This is a genomic window from Methanomicrobium sp. W14, from assembly GCF_017875315.1.
Lineage (GTDB): Archaea > Halobacteriota > Methanomicrobia > Methanomicrobiales > Methanomicrobiaceae > Methanomicrobium.
The window spans coordinates 195,570-211,097 of record NZ_JAGGMM010000001.1 but is presented as its reverse complement, the minus strand read 5'-3'; the positions used below and the strand labels follow the sequence as shown (position 1 = coordinate 211,097).

The 15,528-nt window shown below is 43.4% G+C and carries 19 protein-coding genes and 1 tRNA gene; 14 read left to right on the top strand and 6 right to left on the bottom strand.

Annotated elements, in window-relative coordinates; all coding sequences use genetic code 11:
* Positions 1 to 51: 51 nt before the first annotated feature.
* On the bottom strand, positions 52 to 1,038 hold the full coding sequence (locus tag J2128_RS01060) for an archaeosine biosynthesis radical SAM protein RaSEA (RefSeq protein ID WP_209688925.1): 987 nt from the start codon (positions 1,036 to 1,038) through the stop codon (positions 52 to 54).
* Between the two features lie 28 nt (positions 1,039 to 1,066).
* On the opposite strand from J2128_RS01060, the gene J2128_RS01055 reads away from it, so the two are divergent.
* From J2128_RS01055 to J2128_RS01020, 8 genes are all read left to right on the top strand, one after another.
* Positions 1,067 to 2,170, top strand: a complete 1,104-nt coding sequence (locus tag J2128_RS01055) for a hypothetical protein (RefSeq protein ID WP_209688924.1) — start codon at positions 1,067 to 1,069, stop codon at positions 2,168 to 2,170.
* Between the two features lie 45 nt (positions 2,171 to 2,215).
* Positions 2,216 to 2,299: transfer RNA gene (locus J2128_RS01050), tRNA-Ser, on the top strand.
* Between the two features lie 67 nt (positions 2,300 to 2,366).
* On the top strand, positions 2,367 to 2,591 hold the full coding sequence (locus J2128_RS01045) for a HypC/HybG/HupF family hydrogenase formation chaperone (protein WP_209688923.1): 225 nt from the start codon (positions 2,367 to 2,369) through the stop codon (positions 2,589 to 2,591).
* Positions 2,591 to 2,932, top strand: a complete 342-nt coding sequence (locus J2128_RS01040) for a hydrogenase maturation nickel metallochaperone HypA (RefSeq protein WP_209688922.1) — start codon at positions 2,591 to 2,593, stop codon at positions 2,930 to 2,932. The genes J2128_RS01045 and J2128_RS01040 overlap by 1 nt, the downstream gene beginning before the upstream one ends.
* Before the next feature lie 20 nt (positions 2,933 to 2,952).
* Positions 2,953 to 3,936: a hydrogenase expression/formation protein HypE gene (gene hypE / locus J2128_RS01035; protein ID WP_209690173.1), complete on the top strand. Its 984-nt coding sequence runs from the start codon at positions 2,953 to 2,955 to the stop codon at positions 3,934 to 3,936.
* A 72-nt stretch (positions 3,937 to 4,008) separates the two neighbouring features.
* Complete coding sequence (gene pyrC, locus J2128_RS01030; protein ID WP_209688921.1) at positions 4,009 to 5,283, top strand: dihydroorotase; 1,275 nt, start codon at positions 4,009 to 4,011, stop codon at positions 5,281 to 5,283.
* Positions 5,284 to 5,743: 460 nt separating this feature from the next.
* Positions 5,744 to 6,937: a DNA primase DnaG gene (dnaG, locus tag J2128_RS01025; RefSeq protein ID WP_209688920.1), complete on the top strand. Its 1,194-nt coding sequence runs from the start codon at positions 5,744 to 5,746 to the stop codon at positions 6,935 to 6,937.
* Between the two features lie 60 nt (positions 6,938 to 6,997).
* Positions 6,998 to 7,297, top strand: a complete 300-nt coding sequence (locus tag J2128_RS01020) for a UPF0058 family protein (protein WP_209688919.1) — start codon at positions 6,998 to 7,000, stop codon at positions 7,295 to 7,297.
* Between the two features lie 9 nt (positions 7,298 to 7,306).
* On the opposite strand, the gene J2128_RS01015 is transcribed toward J2128_RS01020, so the two are convergent.
* Positions 7,307 to 8,101 (bottom strand): RimK family alpha-L-glutamate ligase, encoded by a 795-nt coding sequence (locus J2128_RS01015; RefSeq protein ID WP_209688918.1) that lies wholly within the window; start codon positions 8,099 to 8,101, stop codon positions 7,307 to 7,309.
* A gap of 37 nt (positions 8,102 to 8,138) precedes the next feature.
* Positions 8,139 to 9,629, bottom strand: coding sequence for a tetraether lipid synthase Tes (gene tes, locus J2128_RS01010; RefSeq protein WP_209688917.1), 1,491 nt, complete (start codon positions 9,627 to 9,629; stop codon positions 8,139 to 8,141).
* 205 nt (positions 9,630 to 9,834) lie between these two features.
* Between tes and J2128_RS01005 the strand changes: the two genes are divergently transcribed.
* From J2128_RS01005 to argF, 4 genes are read left to right on the top strand one after another with little or no spacing between them, the layout of a single operon-like run.
* A complete protein-coding gene (locus J2128_RS01005; RefSeq protein ID WP_245323362.1) occupies positions 9,835 to 10,326 on the top strand; it encodes a CDP-2,3-bis-(O-geranylgeranyl)-sn-glycerol synthase in 492 nt (163 codons plus the stop codon).
* Positions 10,320 to 10,847, top strand: a complete 528-nt coding sequence (gene pyrE / locus J2128_RS01000) for an orotate phosphoribosyltransferase (RefSeq protein WP_209688916.1) — start codon at positions 10,320 to 10,322, stop codon at positions 10,845 to 10,847. The genes J2128_RS01005 and pyrE overlap by 7 nt, the downstream gene beginning before the upstream one ends.
* A gap of 31 nt (positions 10,848 to 10,878) precedes the next feature.
* Positions 10,879 to 12,171 carry a phosphoribosylamine--glycine ligase gene (gene purD / locus J2128_RS00995; protein ID WP_209688915.1) on the top strand — a complete coding sequence of 431 codons (1,293 nt, stop codon included), beginning with the start codon at positions 10,879 to 10,881 and terminating at the stop codon, positions 12,169 to 12,171.
* Positions 12,168 to 13,082: an ornithine carbamoyltransferase gene (argF, locus tag J2128_RS00990; protein ID WP_209688914.1), complete on the top strand. Its 915-nt coding sequence runs from the start codon at positions 12,168 to 12,170 to the stop codon at positions 13,080 to 13,082. The genes purD and argF overlap by 4 nt, the downstream gene beginning before the upstream one ends.
* A 109-nt stretch (positions 13,083 to 13,191) precedes the next feature.
* On the opposite strand, the gene J2128_RS00985 is transcribed toward argF, so the two are convergent.
* On the bottom strand, positions 13,192 to 13,473 hold the full coding sequence (locus tag J2128_RS00985) for a hypothetical protein (RefSeq protein ID WP_209688913.1): 282 nt from the start codon (positions 13,471 to 13,473) through the stop codon (positions 13,192 to 13,194).
* Between the two features lie 223 nt (positions 13,474 to 13,696).
* Here J2128_RS00985 and J2128_RS00980 point away from each other — a divergent pair, with 223 nt between their 5' ends.
* Complete coding sequence (locus tag J2128_RS00980) at positions 13,697 to 13,852, top strand: hypothetical protein (RefSeq protein WP_209688912.1); 156 nt, start codon at positions 13,697 to 13,699, stop codon at positions 13,850 to 13,852.
* 137 nt (positions 13,853 to 13,989) lie between these two features.
* The gene (locus J2128_RS00975; RefSeq protein WP_209688911.1) at positions 13,990 to 14,271 is read left to right on the top strand and encodes a peptidylprolyl isomerase; all 282 of its coding nucleotides are present in this window, start codon (positions 13,990 to 13,992) and stop codon (positions 14,269 to 14,271) included.
* A 189-nt stretch (positions 14,272 to 14,460) separates the two neighbouring features.
* Here J2128_RS00975 and J2128_RS00970 read toward each other — a convergent pair whose 3' ends face one another.
* On the bottom strand, positions 14,461 to 14,631 hold the full coding sequence (locus J2128_RS00970) for a DUF362 domain-containing protein (RefSeq protein ID WP_209688910.1): 171 nt from the start codon (positions 14,629 to 14,631) through the stop codon (positions 14,461 to 14,463).
* Between the two features lie 636 nt (positions 14,632 to 15,267).
* A complete protein-coding gene (locus J2128_RS00965; protein WP_209688909.1) occupies positions 15,268 to 15,516 on the bottom strand; it encodes a hypothetical protein in 249 nt (82 codons plus the stop codon).
* Between the last annotated feature and the right edge of the window lie 12 nt (positions 15,517 to 15,528).

The following is a 15,528-nucleotide window of genomic DNA, read 5'->3' as shown; positions in this document are numbered from 1 at the left end:
TTTTTAATTCATTCTTTTTTTAAATTATTGTGATATTTTTTTTATTTTGTTTTAGCTGGTCAGGGGCATACAGTACGGTTTTTCCTCCCTGAGGACATACCTCCATTCGTCCATGCACCCGCACCCCTTATCGTAATAAATTTTCAGTAAGTCTCTGTCATCAGTAAGGGAGTAATCCCTTATTGCACCGACGATATCCGGGTCGCATACTCCGCAGTTGTGAGGGCCGCGGCTTTTTCCTCCCCCGACGGGGTCGCAGAGGATATGCACTTTCGCGTCTATTAAGACATCAAGCACACTCCAAAGATAAGGCGGCCTGTAGGCTTTCTGTTTCCACAGCCTTTCAACTTCGGTTTTATTCTGAACAGTGCACAGGTTCATGGAGATAATATCGGAATATCCGGTTACATCGGCAATCGACTTCTTCATGTCCGAAAGCGCCTCTGATTCCGTCAGGTACGGCGGCTTCATCATAAGGTACGTCTTTATTCCCGACCCGGCATCTCTTCCTTCAGCGACTGCTTTTTTGAAATCATCATAAGTATGGCCCTTGTCTATGCACTTGTCCCTAATGTAGTCGTTTGTAGTTTCAAGGCCCATTGCAACATAAAAAGGGTGCTCCTTTGAGCCGTCATCAATCTTTTCTATAAATTCAGATAAGATATCCGATTTTACAAATTCAGTCCTTGATTCGGCGATTATGGTCTTGCCGCGAAAAGCCCTGCCTATCTCAGATCTGGCTTTGGGAGGCACTTCACCGGAGTCAAAAAAGCTTCCGGATGTAAAAATTTTGACCATCTGATAGCTTTTCGGGTCAAACTCGTTTAAGACAAACGAAAGCTGATTCATCAACCTGTCTGTAAGGTAGTCTTCGGAGATTCTTGCGAATCTCTCATTTTTATATCCGCACATCCTGCAGCGGTTCCAGGAGCACCCGCCGGACTTAAAAATAATCGTAAGACAGTCTATAACTTCACCAAGATGGAGTTCTTTGCTTTTCCAGCATGCAAGAGGTTTTTCAGTCTGTTCAGATATCATTAATGCTATAGTAGTTGATCCTGTAAACATGAAAAAGATAGCATGCATTATACTGCTTTTGGCAATGGTAGTATGCGGAGGGGTTAACGCCGATGTAATAAACTTTGATGTCCCCCCAACCGTGGGCCTCGGTGACACTATAGTAATAGCAGGCACAAGCACGATAAATCCGGGGACTACGATGACGATAACTCTCTACAGCCAGCAGGGGTCCATAAAAGAAATTGAACAGCAGTCATTCACGATTCAGTCGGGCGGAGACTGGAGTGCAAAATTTCAGACAGACGACCTCTCACCGGGGACTTATAAAATTGGAGTATCCTCACCAGGCGATATAGACTTTGGTTCAAGCTCAACAACCACGGTATTGTTTCAGATTATCGACAGAACGGCTGAGATTGAAATAGCATCACCCCTGAAACAGGAATTCAACGGTTACCTTAAAGTCGCCGGAAGAAGCACTACAAGGGGCGACAAGGGTATTGAAATCATGGTGGATGACGGAGAGGGGAATATTATACTTCCTGAACAGTGGATTGAAACCAACTCAAACGGACAATTCATCAAAAACGTCGAAATCCAGCATCCAGGCAACTATTACGTATCATTTTCCGACACGGCAGGACTCATAAGACACCAGGAGTTCACTTCAGTAAGCACAGAAACGGCATCGCCGACCACAACATCCACAGGCTCTGACACGCAGACAAAGACAATGTCAGCGCAGTCATTCGCTTCATATACAAGTCCTGCGTACTTCTCAATTCAGACAAACGCAGGTGAACTCAGCGTCAAAACTTCAAAAGGTCATAACTGGGTCATGGAGTATTCCACAGACAGCGGAACAATCAGGATGGTCAACAACTACGCCGACAACACAGCCGAATCTTTTACAATACCAGTGCCAGCAGGAACCGTTTATGTAAAGGTGTACCCTGCGGAAACATCAGACAGCGGCTACGTAACACTCTACGCAACAGGCGCCTCATCCATAACTGTAAACGACAGTGCACCGGCAGTCTTTGAATCCGAAAGTACGCCATCTGCGACACAATCCGGCTTTGTTTTCCCAATCGGGCTTTTGTCCTGCATTATTGCAGTGGCTTTGGCGGCTTTTGCGTTAAGAAGATAATAACACCATATTTTTAAGGGAAAAAATCAAACTATTAAGAAGCGGGCCGAGATAGTCTAGCCCGGAAAGGCGGTGGCCTTGAAAGCCACTGGTGTTTACACCTCAGGAGTTCAAATCTCCTTCTCGGCGTTATTGTTTTAATCAAAACCAAATCCGGGTGTAAATTGACTCGATCCGGAAAAAGAGGGGTTATACAATGTGCATTGCAGTTCCGGCAGAAGTGCTGGAAATTAAGGACGGCAACATAGCTGTCGTTGACTATGGCGACCTTCAGCAGGAGGTCAGAATTGATCTTGTGGACGTTCATAAAGGAGACTTTGTTCTGGTCCACGTAGGATTTGCCATTCAGACTCTATCCCGTGAGGAGGCACTCCAGACGCGTCAGCTGTTCAAGGAAGTTTACGCGGCAATGGAGGACTGATGCACGAGTATACTATTGCCTACGACATATTTGCGACATCAAAGCGTGCAGCTCTTGAAAATTCCGCCACCCGCATAAAAAAAGTTTGTGTTGACGTCGGCGAGATGACTATGATAAACCCTGAACAGGTTATCTTTCTTTTTGAAACAATGTGCGAGGACGACGCACTGTTTAAGGACTGTAAACTTGAGGCAAAAACGATTCCCGTAAAAAGCATATGCAAATGCGGATACAAAGGAAACGAGAAATATGTCTGTCCGAACTGCGGTTCCCTTCCGGAAATTATCGACGGGAGGGAGATTTCTGTTACAAACATTGAAATAGAGGTGGATGACGAGTGAAAGCCAACCAGGTCAATCTTATGCACGGAGCCGGAGGGGCCGTTTTTTCGGACCTTCTGGGAAAGACGCTTACAAAATACAAAAACAACAACGCAGGTGGAATAGGCCTTGAATCGCTTGATGATGGAGCGGTTGTTCCGTTCGGAGAGCAGAATATCGTATTTACGACAGACTCGCATGTCGTAAGACCGCTCTTTTTCCCCGGAGGGGATATAGGAAGAATCGCCGTATGCGGGACTGCAAACGACCTTGCGATGATGGGAGGAAAACCTGTAGCCCTTTCATGCGCAATGATAATAGAGGAAGGCTTTGACATAGACGTTCTTGAAAGAATAGTCTCCTCAATGGACAGTGCGCTTGATGAATGCGGCGCATCAATCGTTACCGGGGATACAAAGGTTGTCGAAAAGGGTTCTCTGGACGGAATCATAATAAATACGGCAGGGATAGGTGCAGTGAAAAAGCCTGTACGTGACAACGGGTTAAAACCGGGGGATGTAATCATTGTAAGCGGCACAATAGGAGACCACGGTCTCTGCGTTATCACTGCCCGCGAAGGCTTTGACCTTGGAGAGCAGATAAAATCCGATGTTGCCCCGACCTGGGGTCTTGTTGAAAGCGCCATGAATGCCGGTGAAATCCACGCGATGAAGGACCCGACAAGGGGAGGTTTTTCAAACGCAATAAATGAGATGGCCGACAAGTCCGGCGTACAGGTAAGGATATACGAAGAGGATCTGCCCATAAGAAGAAGTGTAAAAAGCGCTTCCGAACTTCTGGGAATAAATCCTCTTGACGTTGCAAACGAAGGCAAAGTCGTTATGGGCGTTGCAAAAGATGATGCTGAAAAGATACTTGCCGCAATTAAAAGACATAAATACGGAAAAGATGCGGCAATAATCGGAAGGGTGACCGAAGGGAAATCCGTTATAATGGAGACTTCAATAGGAGGGGAACGCTTCATTGAGACTCCCGTAGGAGACCCTGTCCCGAGAGTCTGCTGAAAATCAATAAACCTTACACTTTTATCTTATCACCCCAGACTATTAGCTTACAGCACCGGAGTTTCTGACGCAATGAATTCTGAATGTGATCTGGTTTTAAAGAGTGTAATGATGCCTGACGGGCTTGTAAAGGACATATCTGTTAAAGACGGACTGGTTGTCCATTCAGGTTCACAGCTTCGCTCTGAAAGGACTATCGACTGCACAGGATATTTCTGTATACCAGGGGCAACCGATATGCATGTCCATATGCGTGGAGGAGAGGAGCAGTCATACAAGGAGACATGGGAAAGCGGTTCAAAAAGCGCCCTTGCAGGTGGAGTGACAACAGTAATCGACCAGCCCAATACTATTCCTCCTGTAACCGACGCATTGTCCTTCTCAAAAAGAAGAGATGAAGCGAAATCCCTTTCATACTGCAATTTTGGCATCAACGGTGGTGTCAGTCCCGGATGTGATATAAAGGGGATGTACAGAACAGGAGCTGTCGCATTCGGTGAAACTTTTTTTGCGGAATCAAGCTATGGAAAACCAGTTAACCCGGAATTCCTCGCAAAAGTTTTCGGTGAAATATTAAGTGAGAACGCTCTTGTAACCGTTCATGCGGAGAAGACCGGGCCCGGAAAAGACAACTCCCTTTTGTGCCATGAAAAAATAAGGTCATGCAAAAGCGAGGCAGAAGCAGTAAGGGAAGTGCTTGATATCGCACCGGAGGGCCTTAGAATTCATATGTGTCATCTTTCATCTCCGGAGTCGGTCAGGGCGGTTTTAAGCAGTAAAAACGTTACCTTTGAAGTGATGCCCCACCACCTATTTTTATCTACAGAAATGTTTGAAGAGGACGACGGGCTGGCAAAGGTAAACCCTCCCGTAAGGCACGAGGATGTCAGAAAAGCTATCTGGGGCTACTGGGACAAAATAGACGTTATAGCATCGGACCATGCCCCGCATACTTTTTCAGAAAAAACAAAGACACCTTTTTCAGAAATCCCTTCCGGCATACCCGGTGTGGAAACTATGCTCCCCCTGCTTTTAAACGAAGTTGCCGAAAAAAGGATTACCCTGAAATCTGTAATTGAAAAAACAGTATACAACCCGTCAAGGATACTCGGCATAAAATCTCCGGGCTTTATGAAAAATGATACCGGTGATTTTGCGGTATACCCTAAAAATCCTGTTAAAATCAGGTCTGACATTCTTCACAGCAAAGCAGGATGGACCCCATACGAGGGAATGAATGCGATTTTTCCTGAATATACGATAATCGGGGGAAATATCGCTTACGAGAAAGGAGAATTTCACAAAGGCTTTGCGAGTCATATTCCGGGAAAAGGGTATATACAATAATAAAGCATAAATTATGCGCCGATATTGTGCGCATCATATATTAGGTCCCCGGGTGATCTATTGGCTACGTGTCTGGATGTGATCTTCGGGACAACCCGGGTGCGTGACAGGCAAAGGCCCGGCCATTTGGGTATAACAGGTGAAGATAAGCCAAAGTGCTTCTGGTGATCCATGTTTGTTAATGCCGGGCCACATTTGCTTTTTATAATAACTGTATGATTTTTAGTATCCCGAAACAATTATGAAAAATTAATTTTCACACGTGAAAATAAAGATTTTTTTTAAGATTTTTTTCCTAATACTGCAATTTATGCAGTAATTTAAAAAATCCAGAATGTATAAATTATTCATATAATATGAAAATATTTTAAATAATTTCAGCTACTATTAGTCATCTTGCCTTATGAAGAACCGTTAAAACCGGACTTTCATATTCATCACATTACAGGAGGAATTATCATTGTATTCACCGGAAACTACAAAATACCAGATACACATTGAATTTGAAGCTGAAGGAGTGGTAGAAAAATCGGATGTCATCGGGGCAGTCTTCGGGCAGACCGAAGGACTTCTTGGAGAAGACCTCGACCTTCGTGATCTCCAGAGAACCGGGAGGATCGGAAGAATTGATGTAAAAACAGCCAGCAAAAAAGGAAACACAAAAGGGGAAATCCTCATATATTCCTCGATAGACAGGGCTGAGACCGCTCTTCTTGCAGCCTCTCTTGAGACAATTGAAAGGATAGGACCATGTTCAGCTGTATTCAGCGTAAAAAAGATAGAGGATATAAGGATTTCAAAACGAAAAAAGATTGTAGACAGGGCAAAAGAAATTTTAATGGTCTCCTTTGACGAGGGCCTCATAGATACAAACGATATCATAGACGAAGTGCGGGAATATTCACGCATAGAAAAGATTATTGAAATCGGGAAGGAGAAGCTTCCTGCCGGACCGAACGTAGAGGACTCTGACGCCATAATAATAGTTGAAGGCAGGGCTGACGTCATAAATCTCCTTAAATACGGGATAAAAAACGTGGTCGCTGTCGAGGGGACGAACATCCCGGAGACTATAATTGAACTCTGCAGGACTAAAACCGCAACAGTATTTCTTGACGGCGACAGGGGTGGCGACCTGATACTCAGCGAACTTCTCCAGGTGGCAGACATAGATTTTGTCGCCATAAGTCCGCGCGGAAGAAGCGTCGAGGACATGTCAAGAAAAGAGATAATCAAGCCTCTGAGAAATAAAGTGCCGGTTGAAGTCATCCTGGGGCGCGACGGGGAAGTGGACTTTAACGTGTACAGTACTGCAATTTATGAAGATAGGGAAGAAAAAAAGGACACAGCCGGTAAAAACGGAAACACTGGTTCCGAGGATAAACTTCTGGACCAGATGAAAAATGTAAAAAAATCAGGTCATATACGCTTTTTGTCAAAAGATTACCAGACCCTGAATGAATACCCGTCTGAAAACATGGAAACTGCATTCAGCGAGGAATCAGGCAGGGCTTATGGCCTTATAACAGGCAAAAGCATAAACCAGAAGGTTATCGATCAGGCTGCGATGTCAGGTCTTGAATTTATAGCTGCTCCTGATTTTCAGGGCATAATAAAAAAGCCGGTTTCCATCAGACTTTTGAAGATACCTTAAATTGGTTTGAGGAGCAACGTTAATGCCGGATTTTATACTTTATATAGGAATGTGATACCTGTGCATAAAGAAGAATTAATTGCTCTCCACCAGTTTATGTATACCATAAAGGAGAATTTTGAAAAAGAAAACCCGAACGCTGTTTTTTCGGAGTACGACGCCCTGAAAATCAAACCCAACCAGATTCATAAAAGCAAGATGGAGCACAAGCATGCTATATTTGTTCTGGGAGAAGAGATTGCGCAGGCTATGAAAGAGGTAGAGCCGTCAGCATCAAAAAGGATTGCCGACAGAATGCATGAACTCGCACTGAAAACAGAAAAAGAGATTGATGAAAATCCCGAAGAGAAATATCCGTAATAACTATTATCAGAGACTTTTACCTGCATCTATCAGGAATTCTGAAAGAAGCGACGGTATTGGCGCCTTCATGCAGTGCCAGTTAGGTGTACCGTTCACTTCAAGGACAGTATACGAATCGCCCTTTGGCAGAAGATCAACTCCACAGTAATCTGTTTCTATGGCTTTCGCCGCCTGCGAGGCGATGCAGGCCATCTCTTCAGGGATTACCTGCAGTGCACTCCCGCAGCCTCCCTGATGTATATTGTGCGCAAAGGAAGAGGAAACCCTCTTTATTGCTCCCACAGCTTCCCCGTCAATTACAAAAACCCTGTAATCGCGGTCGTTTTCTATGTACTCCTGCACGTAAAACGGAGGGCTGTCCCTTAGACCGCTTATGTCCGAAAACGGGTATATTCCGTTTCCGTCATAACCATAAACCGGCTTGAAGACCGCTTTTTCATGTTTTTCCAGGAATTTTTCAACGTCATTAAGACTTCCGGTAAATATGGTATCAGGAGTGCTTATACCATTCTTCAGAAGTCTTGCTGTTGTCTGTACCTTGCTTGCGCATACAGCTATTGATTCAGGAGAGTTCGCAACCCTGTTGTTCAGGTTAAGGGCGTTTATTATCTCGTACTGCAGTCCGTCCTGCTTTATGCCGCAGACCCATATAAGATCACCGCATATTTCACCGGAGAAAGGATCTGTTCCGTTAAGGTCAAGATATGAAAAGGGGACACCTCTTTTGGATAATTCATCCGCAACCATTCCGGTGGAATTATCAGAATCTGTGTCAGTCGGCTTTTTTACTATGCGTATCATAATGATGACACCTGAAAGAAAAAATGAAAAGGGTTTATCAGTCTACTTTCTCAATCGGATCGTGCTGTCCGGCAGGTTTTGAAAACTTCTTCCAGACCTGTTCCCTGAACACCGGACCGGAATTATACGTGCAGAAAGGAATCAGTCTTCCGTCAGGTGTTGCATAATGTATACAGCACCTCTGAACCCTTCCCACATCATAGTTGTAGTTGTCCATAAAATGCATTGTTCCTATAAACAGAGCATTCCAGTGGAAATCCCTTAAAGCTTCGAAGTCCTGTTTTACGAGGGCCTGGTAGAGCATTTTCCAGAACATCCCGGAACTGTTGTTTTCACCTTTCTTAAAAGATGAATGAAAACCTTTCAGACCTTCGGCAAGAGTCAGGTATTTGTTGAGAGTTTTTTTATCATCAAGTTTTTCAGACATTATAGTAATTACCCTGAAAAACTCGTCAACGTCTATCATTTTGTTTACGGGAACAAGACCGTCTTCCGTCACAAATGCATAAGTTGCCGCACCACAGTGCTGGTGCGTTGTAAACTCAATCTGCGGTTTTCCGGTGTAAGCCTCAACAAGCTTTGAAACAGGGACAACGCAGGGAATAGGGTAGAAATAATCTTTTTTCAGTTCCCCGTCAGTCTGTCTTTCTATTCTATCGAGCAGGTCAGGAATCGTCACGCGTTCCTTTATTACATCGTCCTCTGATGCAGCACCTGTAAAAGCGACAGGCTGGAAATTTACACCCCTTATAACTTTTATATTATCCGCAGCAAATTTGATGATATTCCCCACTTCATGATCGTTTTTTCCGTTTATTACGGTTGGTACAAGAACTATACCCTGACCGACCTCAGCGCAGTTTTCAATAGCTTTCTTGCTGATATTTATGAAAGGGTTGGTCTCTTTTGTAACCCCATCAAAGTGAAGATAAACAGTGCTCAGCCCGGCCTCTTTCAGGTCTTTTACAAGTTTTTTGTCCCTTGCCATTTTTACCCCGTTTGTGGCCATCTGAACCTGTTTAAACCCCAAATCTTTTGCAGCCGTAATAATTTCCACCAGGTCATCTCTCATCGTCGGTTCCCCGCCGGAAAACTGAACCGCAGGAGCAGGACATGGTTTCTCGTTTCTCAGCATCTTAAGCATTGATAATACTTCATCAAATGACGGCTCGTAGACGTAGCCGCAGGCACGCGCATTTGCAAAACAAAAATCACAGTTCAGGTTGCACCGGTTTGTAAGATCAATATTTGCAAGAAGCGTAGTGGACTTATGATTGTTGCATATGCCACATGCAAAAGGGCACTCATCACTGGATGCACACCTCTGAGGATTTTCCAAACCGTTCCCTTCCGTATCATATGCATCAAAACGCTTGTACATCTCCGCATCCGACCAATACAGGCTTTTGAATTTGCCGTGTTCAGGGCATGTCCTGACAATCCATATCTGATTGTCCTCCTCAATAATATCGGCAGGAAGTAATGCGCCACATTCAGGACAAAGACCCTTTGTTGTTTTTATCACCATATTTGCTCTCACACAATTGATTACTTAATTCTATTCTGGATTTGATTAAATAAAAGGATTGGTTACATCCAGTCTATTCATCAGGCTTTTCATATAGGTTTTGATACATTATTTATTTTATTAATTCTTTATATTAGTCATATTGTCGCCCTTTAATATTGATATTACCGGAATTCTGATGTCGCTTATCGCGGCGTTGTGGATTATGCTGCCTGCATATGTTCCCAATTCGGCCGCTGCAGTATTCGGCGGAGGAAAACCAATTGACTTCGGCAGAAACTGGCATGACGGCAGGAGAATATTCGGAGAAGGAAAAACGTGGAGAGGATTTTTCGGAGGCGTTTTTTCAGGGATAATCATAGGACTTATTCTCATACTTATAGGGGATAAAATCGGATTTTCCATACATACGCCATTATCCGTAACCCTCCTTGCAACAGGTGCTCTTTTAGGAGACCTTATCAAGAGTTTTTTTAAAAGGAGACTCAACAAAAAACGCGGTGAGGAATGGCTGATAGCGGACCAGTATGACCTGGTTGCAGGATCACTTCTCCTGGTCCTGCTGTTTGACCCCGCCTGGACATTTGCAAACATAACCCCTGCAATACTTTTGTGGATACTTATAGTCACACCTCTATTACACAGGGGCGCCAATATGATAGGATACATAATAGGAGTCAAAGATGTTCCATGGTAAGTGAAATTGCAGATATTCTTATTAAGTACGGCGCTATAGAGTTCGGAGACTTTACTCTTGCATCAGGAGCGAAAAGCACATATTATATAGATATTAAAACCGCATCTACAAATCCTGCGCTTTTGTCGGCCATAGGATCTGAGATTGCAAAAATAGCGGAAAAATTTGATTTCGACGTCATTGCGGGAGTAGCTGTAGGTGCAGTACCAATTGCCGTCTCCGTCTCTTTATCTTCAAAAAAACCATACTGTATTATCCGAAAGGAAAAAAAAGATCATGGAATATCAGATAATATAATAGGTGACGTAAAGGGAAAACATGTTCTTCTTGTAGAGGATGTTGTGACTTCCGGAGGAAGCGTAATCTACGGAATAGAACAGCTTAGAAAAGCAGGTGCAACAGCCGATACGGTTGTTGCGGTTGTCGACCGTGAACAGGGCGGCTGTGAAAACCTGAAAAAAAATAATACAAAACTTTATTCACTTGTACGAGCTTCAGAAATCCTGAATAAATCAGCCTGAAATACAAACAATAAATCTGGTGATATGAAAAATGGTTATGAAAATTCTTACCGTAGGCGGAGGAGGCAGAGAACATGCTATCGTAAAGGCTCTTTCACGAAGCGGTTCATGCGAAATATATTCTGTTATGGCAAAGAAAAACCCGGGCATTGTAGGGCTGTGTTCGGACTATCTTATATGCAGGGAGACTGACCCTGTTGCAATTACGGAGTTTGCCATAAAATCAGGTGCCGAATATGCAGTGATAGGACCTGAAGCTCCCCTTGAAGCCGGAATTGTGGACTTTCTTGAAGAACACGGGGTAGCCTGTGTGGGTCCGAGCCGTGCAGCAGCCCGTCTTGAGACAGACAAGGCGTTCTGCAGGGAAATGATGAGTAAATACGGGGTTGCAGGGTGCCCGAAATACCGCGTATTTCATAACTCTGATGACGCCTGTGAATTCATAAAGGACTATGACAGGGATCTTGCAATAAAACCCATAGGTCTTACAGGGGGAAAGGGTGTCAAAATAATGGGAGAGCACTTTGAAAAGGACGGTGCCTGCAAATATATTAAAGAAATAGGTGGGCAGGTCGTCCTTGAGGAAAGGCTTTTAGGCGAAGAGTTCACCCTTATGGCATTCGTCGACGGAGTCCACCTTGTCCCGATGCCCTTGGTCCAGGACCACAAAAGAGCTTTTGAAGGTGATATCGGGCCGAACACAGGGGGAATGGGTTCCTATACGATGCCTGATAACATGCTTCCGTTCGTCTCGGAGACTGACTACAATAAGGCACTTTCTATTATGAAGGACGTGGTTGCATACATGAAAAGTGCAGGCACACCTTACCGGGGAATGCTCTACGGTCAGTTCATGAACACTTCAGAAGGCCCGAAAGTCATAGAGTTCAACGCAAGGTTCGGTGACCCGGAGGCGATGAATCTTCTCACGCTGTTAAAATCCGATTTCTGCGAAATTGTAAAGAAGATTGTTGAAGGAACGCTTTCAGAAGCGGATGTGGAGTTCGAGAAAAAGGCATCAGTATGCAAGTACCTTGTCCCGGAAGGCTATCCGGACTCTCCCAAATCAGGTAAACCCGTAGAGATAGGCGACTTAGGGGAGGCATACATATACTATGCCAATATTACGGAAAAGAACGGAAAGTATTATACCCAGACTTCAAGGACCCTTGCATTCGTAGGCTGCGCCGAAACCCTCAAAGAGGCGGAATCTATTGCAGAGTCTGCCGCTGAATCAGTCAAAGGCGGTGTACGCCACAGAAAAGATATAGGGACACTCGAAGTCCTTGAAAGGCGCATCAGGCACATGAAGGAGATCAGATGAAAAAGGATATCTTATCAGTTACAGACCTTACAAAACAGGAATTTGCGGATGTTTTAAACCTCGCATCAGACCTAAAGGAAAAAAGAAAAAAAGGGATACTTGGGGACCTCCTGTACAAAAAAAGCCTTGGGATGATATTTGAAAAAGCTTCTACAAGAACACGCATTTCATTTGAGACAGGAATGTTTGAACTTGGAGGACACGCGATATTTCTTAACCCTAACGACATGCAGCTTGGAAGAGGAGAAGAAATAAAAGACACCGCACGCGTCCTTTCAGGTTACCTCTCAGCGATTATGGTAAGGTCTTTCTATCACAAAACCGTTGAAGAAATAGCAAAATATGCAACTGTTCCCGTGATAAACGGTCTTTCCGACAAAGAGCACCCCTGCCAGATTCTTGCCGACGTCATGACTATGAGGGAGACGTTCGGAGAAGACCTTTCGTCACTGAAAGTCGCATGGATAGGCGACGGGAATAATGTCTGCAACTCGCTGATTTTATCATCTCTGTATACCCGATTTGAGGTGAGGGTCTCAACTCCCAAAGGCTATGGACCTGACGGGGATATTGTAAAATCGACGATTGAAGCCGGCGGAAACGTCAGATTCTTTGAAAGCCCTGATGAAGCTGTTTTAGGATCTGACGTGATATACACTGACACCTGGATATCCATGGGTTCTGAAAATGAAAAAGAAAAAAGACTCAGGGATTTTTCCGGATACTGCGTCAGCAGAAAGCTTATGGAAAAAGCGTCCCCAAAAGCTGTCGTTATGCACTGTCTTCCTGCACACAGGGGGGAAGAGATAACTGACGAAGTCATCGAAGGAAAAAACAGTATTGTATGGAGGCAGGCTGAAAACCGTCTTCACGCACAAAAGGCGCTTTTGGTAAAGCTCCTGCACAAATAAATTTTTTTTAGCATCACGCACATATTTTCGGGATGCATGTATACATAACACAGGCTTTTTTTCCTGTGAAAAATGTTATTTTGCCTGTTTTTCCGGTTTGGACTAAAAATTATGCATTTATAAGTTTGTCAAAGTCAAGAATAAACGGTGACGATTCTCTTTTTGCCTTTTCTATATACTCTATCATCTCCTCTATTATCTCATTCTCGCTTTTCGGCCTGTCACCGGCAAGTATATTGTCAAGAGCACGGTTCTGGAATATTTTATGCTGAAGCCTGGCCTCTTTGTATCCTACAACTGCAACGAATGAATTGCATTTATTGTCAAAAGTTATTGAGAGAATGTTCGATTCGTTAACATAGCTTCCTTCAAGGGACTTTATCCACACCATTTGGTAAACATATGAACAAAATGACTTTAATTCTTTTTGATTTTCTGTTTAGTCAATAAAACAGATGTTTTCAGGCATGATATTTCCAAAATAAACCTTTGCATCATTCAAAACACCTGACCGCCGGATTTATTTTTTTGTCTCTCCTAAGAATTCATGCAGGAAACAGTTATCCAAAAACCAAAAGTCCATCACCTGATGAAAAAAACAAGGAGACAATAATATGTCCATGCCAAGGTACATGAAACTGACACAAAAGGAGTTAGACAAAATTATAAAAGACCCAAGATGCACTCTTGCGCACAAGATGGTAATTGCCGGAAGGGTTGAAAGAGGCGAATGGGAAATAACAGACGAAGTGAATACAAAAGAAGAATAGGAAGAGTTCTAAAAAAGTCGTCCTTTAAGCCTGCAAAAAAACATACGTGCGTGACGGGGTGTCCGGCTCTTCTTATATGATGCAGCTGCATCTCAAAAATGCAAAGTTATTTTGCCGTATATACTATAGTTTTAAGAATGACAACAAAGGTCAGAGCTTCGCACATACTTGTAAAAACCGAGGCAGAGGCAAAAGATATCCTTTCAAAGATAAATGCAGGCGATGATTTCGGGACTCTTGCAAAAAAGTTTTCGACATGCCCCTCGGGCAAAAAGGGTGGAGACCTCGGCTGGTTCTCAAAAGGCATGATGGTAAAAGAGTTTGAGGAAGCAAGCTTTAAGACAAAAAAAGGAGATATCACAGGGCCTGTAAAGACACAGTTCGGATATCACATAATCAAAGTTACCGACACAAAATAAATTATAAAACTTTTTTTTGCAAGTGATATGGCTTATCTGATGATCTGTTGCTGACATATTTTAAATGCCTCAATGAAGGGGGAAAACAGAGTTAAAAATTCCCGCAGCAGGTCTGCCCGATTATTTAAGTTTCTTTTGAAAAATGTAAAAATTTGGGTTTTTACCTTTCATAAGGAAAGGGTGCCCGGCTTACATCTTGCGATAAATTGCGTCGACAGGGCAGATTTCATCACAAAGACCGCAGTCAACACATTTGCCGGGCTCAATCTTATAGAGAGACCCCTCTTTAATAGCGTCAACAGGGCACTCGGGTTCACACTTTCCGCACCCTACACAGGTTTCTGTTATAATATATGTCATAGTTTTTCTACCACCATTTCTCTTTTTCCAACACCACCAAGGGCAGAACGCTTACCTTAGGATGTTATCACGTTCTCCCTTTTTATTGATATTATATATAATTTTGGTTTTCTCAGTTTTTTCTGTGCTATCACGTGTGCTGTCCCGAAATCATTTTGTGTCTGCAATATTCTCCCCGGAGAGTTTTATTGAGTGGCCCGAAAACAATTTATCTTCCGGATAACACCTTTGATAATCCGCCTGAGGGACAGGTCATCTTCCGGAAAAGATTCTGAAGCTTATGCCCGGTTATGGACAGGTGTGAAAAGCTAATATGTGTAGAATAAGTTGGGATACTAAATTCTCCCGGTTTTTTCCTAAAACTCATCATGACGTCAGGGGTAAAATGACTCATTATTTCGAAAATAGTTTTTCAGTTTATGAGATATTATCCGGAATTTAATTAAAGAGGATTTCTAAAAACCCCTCTGACCTGAATCACTTTATTCTTAAAGATCTTTTTCTAATTCATGGACACATCCCGCTGATTTTGCAGTCAAAGGTGAATTTAAACGGATTGCTGAAAATCAGGGGATAGTCCTGTTAAAGCAGAAAAGGATGACTGGCCGGGAAAAATTCCGCCCGGTCAAAAATATTTTATTCGTCCCCGTCCACGAACTTTCTGAGCTCAGAGAGCATATAGTCGTGAACTTCCTGCGCCGTTTTTGCATCGCACCGGAAAGCGATAAGGTTTCTTACGTCTCCGTCCATATTCGCAAATTTGACCGCACGGGGCCTGTCTACGACCTCCACGTCAAACTTTTCCGAGATATCAAGAATTATTTTTCTCGGAACACCCGGCGGCACAATTACATCATAAAGTTCAGCCTCTTTTTTTTCTTCCATAAAAATAAAACC

Bases quoted from the DNA above. Each gene is read 5' to 3' on its own strand.
- J2128_RS01060 (WP_209688925.1), bottom strand. From the start codon at position 1,038: ATGATATCTGAACAGACTGAAAAACCTCTTGCATGCTGGAAAAGCAAA.
- J2128_RS01055 (WP_209688924.1), top strand. From the start codon at position 1,067: ATGAAAAAGATAGCATGCATTATACTGCTTTTGGCAATGGTAGTATGC.
- J2128_RS01045 (WP_209688923.1), top strand. From the start codon at position 2,367: ATGTGCATTGCAGTTCCGGCAGAAGTGCTGGAAATTAAGGACGGCAAC.
- J2128_RS01040 (WP_209688922.1), top strand. From the start codon at position 2,591: ATGCACGAGTATACTATTGCCTACGACATATTTGCGACATCAAAGCGT.
- hypE (WP_209690173.1), top strand. From the start codon at position 2,953: ATGCACGGAGCCGGAGGGGCCGTTTTTTCGGACCTTCTGGGAAAGACG.
- pyrC (WP_209688921.1), top strand. From the start codon at position 4,009: ATGAATTCTGAATGTGATCTGGTTTTAAAGAGTGTAATGATGCCTGAC.
- J2128_RS01015 (WP_209688918.1), bottom strand. From the start codon at position 8,101: ATGATACGCATAGTAAAAAAGCCGACTGACACAGATTCTGATAATTCC.
- tes (WP_209688917.1), bottom strand. From the start codon at position 9,629: ATGGTGATAAAAACAACAAAGGGTCTTTGTCCTGAATGTGGCGCATTA.
- J2128_RS01005 (WP_245323362.1), top strand. From the start codon at position 9,835: ATGCTGCCTGCATATGTTCCCAATTCGGCCGCTGCAGTATTCGGCGGA.
- pyrE (WP_209688916.1), top strand. From the start codon at position 10,320: ATGGTAAGTGAAATTGCAGATATTCTTATTAAGTACGGCGCTATAGAG.
- purD (WP_209688915.1), top strand. From the start codon at position 10,879: ATGGTTATGAAAATTCTTACCGTAGGCGGAGGAGGCAGAGAACATGCT.
- argF (WP_209688914.1), top strand. From the start codon at position 12,168: ATGAAAAAGGATATCTTATCAGTTACAGACCTTACAAAACAGGAATTT.
- J2128_RS00985 (WP_209688913.1), bottom strand. From the start codon at position 13,473: ATGGTGTGGATAAAGTCCCTTGAAGGAAGCTATGTTAACGAATCGAAC.
- J2128_RS00980 (WP_209688912.1), top strand. From the start codon at position 13,697: ATGTCCATGCCAAGGTACATGAAACTGACACAAAAGGAGTTAGACAAA.
- J2128_RS00975 (WP_209688911.1), top strand. From the start codon at position 13,990: ATGACAACAAAGGTCAGAGCTTCGCACATACTTGTAAAAACCGAGGCA.
- J2128_RS00970 (WP_209688910.1), bottom strand. From the start codon at position 14,631: ATGACATATATTATAACAGAAACCTGTGTAGGGTGCGGAAAGTGTGAA.
- J2128_RS00965 (WP_209688909.1), bottom strand. From the start codon at position 15,516: ATGGAAGAAAAAAAAGAGGCTGAACTTTATGATGTAATTGTGCCGCCG.